The organism is Microcoleus asticus IPMA8 (assembly GCF_013179805.1).
GTDB lineage: Bacteria > Cyanobacteriota > Cyanobacteriia > Cyanobacteriales > Microcoleaceae > Microcoleus > Microcoleus asticus.
The window spans coordinates 1-4,773 of sequence record NZ_SRRZ01000227.1; the positions used below are offsets into that span (position 1 = coordinate 1).

The following is a 4,773-nucleotide window of genomic DNA, read 5'->3' on the forward strand; positions in this document are numbered from 1 at the left end:
TGAGAATTCTTTAAGATGCACCGTACTTGCTCTCCCTTTTTGGACACAATACGTAATTTACCATCATTTAAGCCTTAACTGAACCGTATTGGATTGTTGGGCGGACTTGGGGCAAGAAGAATCTATTGTTCCGCTCGATCCTGCTGGGAAGTCATGGTAGCGAGTCGCTCAGATGCCGACGGTGCTGGGCCATATTCGAGGTGCTGCCGTATCATCTGGGCATACTCGCTTGGGCTTGATGTCGAGGTGTCGATTTCCAGGTCATAGATTCCCGGAATGTGAACTTCATGTTGCCACAAACGAACTGGAGGTGGTACGGGTGAGTCAACGGAACTTTCTGGCATTCGGCCCGTGTTACGTCGGCGTTCCATAACGATCTCGATGGGGCAGCGAACGCCCGCGAACAAGACCGGCAATCCGCTCAAACGCTTGGCGCAATCGAAGAGGATGCCGCGCCCGATTGCATAGGCGTCATGGTGTCCCACATCCACTACGACATTCAGACCCAATCGGCTATGCGCGGCGATGGACTCGTACATAGCGCGGTACAGAACGGGAACAAAGAGTTCGATGTCCTGAAGTTCTCCCCCGGGACGCAGACCGATTCCGGGCAGATACCGTTCTGGAGTAGCCTGCATAAATGTGTCAACACCCAGATTCATCCAGAGACCATCAAACGTTTCTTGGATGGCTGTGACAACGTTTGACTTACCGGATCGCGGCACGCCGTTGAGGATGATGATCTGCCCAGGCTTCTGTGTTTGCTCCATTAACTGTGTTGATGCAACTGCCCGTCCGATCGATGCTCTACTTTTGCTGCGATCCAGCGCCTCCAATCCCAATCAAGTGCTGCGTCCATTGATGCTCTAGAAACTCGCACAAGGAATTGTAAGTGAAGCGCTATCCCGATCGCCCGCTTGTTGCATAAATCACTCGATAGGTTTTCACAATGTTCGATCGCCGATACGGATTTTCTAACCGATTCTTTTCAACCAAATCCACACAACGGTTAAATAAATGCTCTATTTCCTCTTGCATACCCAATAGATTGGATAGTGTGAGGCGGTGCGATCGCTCATAGGTAACTAATACATCTACATCGCTATCAGGGCGAAAATCATCCCGCAGCACGCCCGCCAAACAGGGCAAACTCGACAATGTTCCAGCGCTGGCAAAATTGTGCGATCGCATCGAGATAGACTTTTAAGCGATCGCTCACTACATATTCTAAATCTGATTGCAACTCAATCACGGGCGAGCTAACCTCCAACGAGAGCAACTAACATCTTTTGATTCTAACATCACAAGTCTGACTGACCCTTAAGATGCTGGTGGGTGCATAACAGTTTCAATGTTGGGTCATCATCATGCTTCTCTTATGGTAATGTTTGAAGTGGTTTTCACTTCGGAAAGACCTGGCATCGTTGCCCAACAGTGGGGACAAAACCAGCAAATTTCATGGTGGTGAATGTGCCGCAGTAATGGGTAAGAACAACAAGGACATTCGTGCATAATCTTTTACCTCTGCGATCGATTACGGAAAAACAATTTTAGGAACAGCCGTATGTCCAAAATAAATATAGGCAGCCGATCGCAGTACAATTTCGGAATATAGAATCTTTTGGATGTTTAAACTAGGCGCACGTTTTGCTGCGAAGTTGTAAGCCGCGATTTCCCCATCCAAACTGAAGTCACTATCCGTCAAATAGTGGTCATAATCGTGCATTCCCTGAAAAATAAATCCATAAATAGGATTAGGATAAACAGCCGAATCGTAACTCTCAGCGGATACCCAAAGTTGCCATTGCTCAATATCCGCAAACATCTCTTCAGCGTTCTCATAACGCATATAATCTGAAAATTTTAGATTTAAGGGCAATTGTTGGAACTCACCCATCAGCCAATCACAGAGTTGGGCGATGGTTTCATCTGAAGTTTCGGCAGGCTTGCTTTCCAGGTAGAGTTTGGCGAGAGTTTCTACTTGGGATGCAGTTATGTTTGCTTTTGTGAGAGTCATATCACTACCCTCCTAACCTTGAACTACCTTTAGCCTGAAAGTTTTTGTCAAGAACTTCTATAGCAATCCTAAGTGATTTTCTAGATCCGTAAAATCTGAAAGTCTTGCTATACAACAAGTCTAGGAAGACAAGAGGGCGTTGTGTTGTGAGACTCAGATCGGATTGCTATATGAGCTAGCTCATAGTTGGCAAAGAAACACTCAAGGCTATTTAATCGATCGCACTCCCTGTTAATTTGTAATTACTAAAGGTACTTGCTGTGAAACGTAACCTGCGGCTTTAATCAAATCTGCTGCCTTTTCGCCGATCGCAATTATCGGCGCATTCGTATTTCCTGTGGTGATTGTTGGCATGATTGACGCATCTACCACACGCAACCCCTCAACTCCATGTACGCGGAGTTCAGAGTCTACAACCGCCATTGAGTCAGTTCCCATTTTGCAGGTGCCGACAGGATGAAACACAGTGCTGCAAACTTCCCGAATGTAAGCTTCGAGCGCTTCATCACTCTGATTGTCGGTACCGGGAGCGACTTCCTCACCCCGAAACTCATCAAAGGCACTTGTCTGAAATAATTTGCGGAGTAATTTAATTCCTGCAATGACTTTTTGCACATCAGATTCACTTTGGAGATAGTTCATCCGAATCATTGGTGGATCTTTCGGATCGGGCGATCGTAAAGATACACTACCAATACTCTCAGGATGGATCAAACATACTAAACCAGTGAATCCCGAATCAGAACGAGGAGGGGATGTCAACAGAAGAGGGATGAAGATCAACTGTAAATCAGCCGCAGCATCTAGATTACCCTCGCTATGCAAAAACAATCCGGCTTCAACGATACTACTGGTAATTGCAGGGTGTAAATCCTGAGTTGCCAGGTGTACCACAGGAATTAGAGGATGATCTTGGAGGTTTTGACCGACACCAGGCAAATCGACTACTACAGGAATACCCAATGATTCCAGGTATTCTTGATTACCAATGCCCGAAAGCATCAGCAGCTTAGGCGAATCGAATGCGCCAGCACTTAAAATCACTTCCCGGTTAACCCGGACTTGGTGCAGCGTTTCCTCGTATAGATATTCCACCCCAACGGCGCGGGTTCCCTCAAACAACAATCGAGTCACCAACGCTGCTGTCGTTGTTGTCAAATTGGGACGATCGAGAATTGGCACCAGGAATGCAGCAGCGGTACTGTGCCGTTTTCCATCTTTAATCGTCATCTGATAGAGTCCTGCGCCTTCTTGGTGCATCCCATTGAAATCAGGATTGTTGTAATATCCCATTGCTATAGATACTTCTACAAATCGTTGGGATATCGGTGCCGGGGAAATTAGATCGGTAACACTCAACTCGCCATCGACACCGTGGTATTCGGAAGCACCTCGTTGCTGGTTTTCAGATTTCTTGAAATATGGCAATACATCTTGATAACTCCAACCGGGATTACCCAATTCTTGCCAGCGATCGTAATCATGAGGATTGCCTCGGACATAAAGCATGAAATTAATCGAACTGCTACCGCCCAAGACTTTCCCGCGGGGATGAAAGATTTTGCGGTTATTGAGGTAAGGTTCTGGTTCTGTGAAGTATGCCCAGTCTACCTCAGAGCCTAGTAAGCTGAAGCATTCCAACGGGATTTGAATCTCTGGTTTCGTATCTGGATTGCCAGCTTCGAGCAACAACACGGTTGTTTGACTGTCTTCTGTCAGACGGTTGGCGACAACACAGCCTGCCGAACCTGCACCAATTACAATGTAGTCATAGTTCGTCATAAAATTCTCCTTTTTTGTTGTCTGTAATCGATTAATTTAGTCAGGCTAGAAGATTCAACTTTTCCTACAAGCTTTCTGCATCAAGATACGGTTGTTTTTGTACACCTCTAAAGTTCCAGACTTTGGGCTATCCAACGTGCCATCCCACACCCAATATTGATAATTGCCCTTCCGAAACTTATAGACTCGAACGCCTTCTGTAGCTTTGCTCGTACCTCCACCCAAACTTAAATTACCGTTGGAACTGGTCGAGCGATATAGCAGTTCACCCGAAGCCTTCTTTTTCCAAATATTAATGTTGTAACCACCCTGGCATCTCGTACTGAGGATGAGGTCAGCAGTAGAATCAGCAGACGCAGGTAACGAAAAATTAGTTAAGACACAGATTGGTATAGCAAGGAGTAACGCTGATTTTTTCAGTAGTGTTTTCATAGTTATTAAAAATGTTGTAGAACTCATTGGACTGCCATCATTAATATCGAATTGCAATCCAATTTCAAAGTATAACACCTCCTACAACCAACCCGTTTTATCTGCGTTGGCAGCTACTGCTTCAAAAACCGTATGGGGACTTTTGAAGGTTAGCCGCGCTTCTGGTTTCTGGAGTGCCACCATTGTTTTGACGTGTTCGTCTTCGTCATCACGGATGTTCACAAACACGTCGTATAGATTATCCACCTTGGGACGGCGAAATTCATGACTTAGTGCAGTCTGAACTTCATCAAACATATAAAGATCGCCATAGCGATAGAAGTTGATTGCCACCAGGGGTGCAGGTTGAGCTTTCAGTTCCGCTTCATAGGTTTTCAAGTATTCGTCATAGGTGTGATAGGCATGACCTTCAATCAGTTCCATCAAGTAGTAGGCGTAAGAGGGAAACAGCATATAGCAATTCCATTTGAGATGTAAATATGTATTTCGATGGTAAAATAGAAAAGTTTGATAATAAATGAAAGGGAAGAAAGCAAATGGAA

General features: G+C 45.4%; 7 protein-coding genes. All 7 read right to left on the reverse strand.

Features of this window, described 5'->3' with window-relative positions:
* Positions 1–122: 122 nt before the first annotated feature.
* Positions 123–770, reverse strand: a complete 648-nt coding sequence (locus tag E5S67_RS30960; RefSeq protein WP_172193153.1) for a chloramphenicol phosphotransferase CPT family protein — start codon at positions 768–770, stop codon at positions 123–125.
* Positions 771–900: 130 nt separating this feature from the next.
* A complete protein-coding gene (locus tag E5S67_RS30965; RefSeq protein ID WP_246277075.1) occupies positions 901–1,158 on the reverse strand; it encodes a nucleotidyltransferase family protein in 258 nt (85 codons plus the stop codon).
* On the reverse strand, positions 1,118–1,252 hold the full coding sequence (locus E5S67_RS34280; protein WP_281363603.1) for a hypothetical protein: 135 nt from the start codon (positions 1,250–1,252) through the stop codon (positions 1,118–1,120). The genes E5S67_RS30965 and E5S67_RS34280 overlap by 41 nt, the downstream gene beginning before the upstream one ends.
* 282 nt (positions 1,253–1,534) lie before the next feature.
* Positions 1,535–2,017, reverse strand: coding sequence for a transposase (locus E5S67_RS30970; protein ID WP_172193155.1), 483 nt, complete (start codon positions 2,015–2,017; stop codon positions 1,535–1,537).
* Between the two features lie 231 nt (positions 2,018–2,248).
* Positions 2,249–3,799 carry a GMC family oxidoreductase gene (locus tag E5S67_RS30975; RefSeq protein ID WP_172193157.1) on the reverse strand — a complete coding sequence of 517 codons (1,551 nt, stop codon included), beginning with the start codon at positions 3,797–3,799 and terminating at the stop codon, positions 2,249–2,251.
* A gap of 54 nt (positions 3,800–3,853) precedes the next feature.
* Positions 3,854–4,231 (reverse strand): hypothetical protein, encoded by a 378-nt coding sequence (locus tag E5S67_RS30980; protein WP_172193159.1) that lies wholly within the window; start codon positions 4,229–4,231, stop codon positions 3,854–3,856.
* 81 nt (positions 4,232–4,312) lie between these two features.
* Positions 4,313–4,773: alternative oxidase (locus tag E5S67_RS30985; RefSeq protein WP_281363604.1), on the reverse strand; the 461-nt coding region annotated here is incomplete at its 5' end.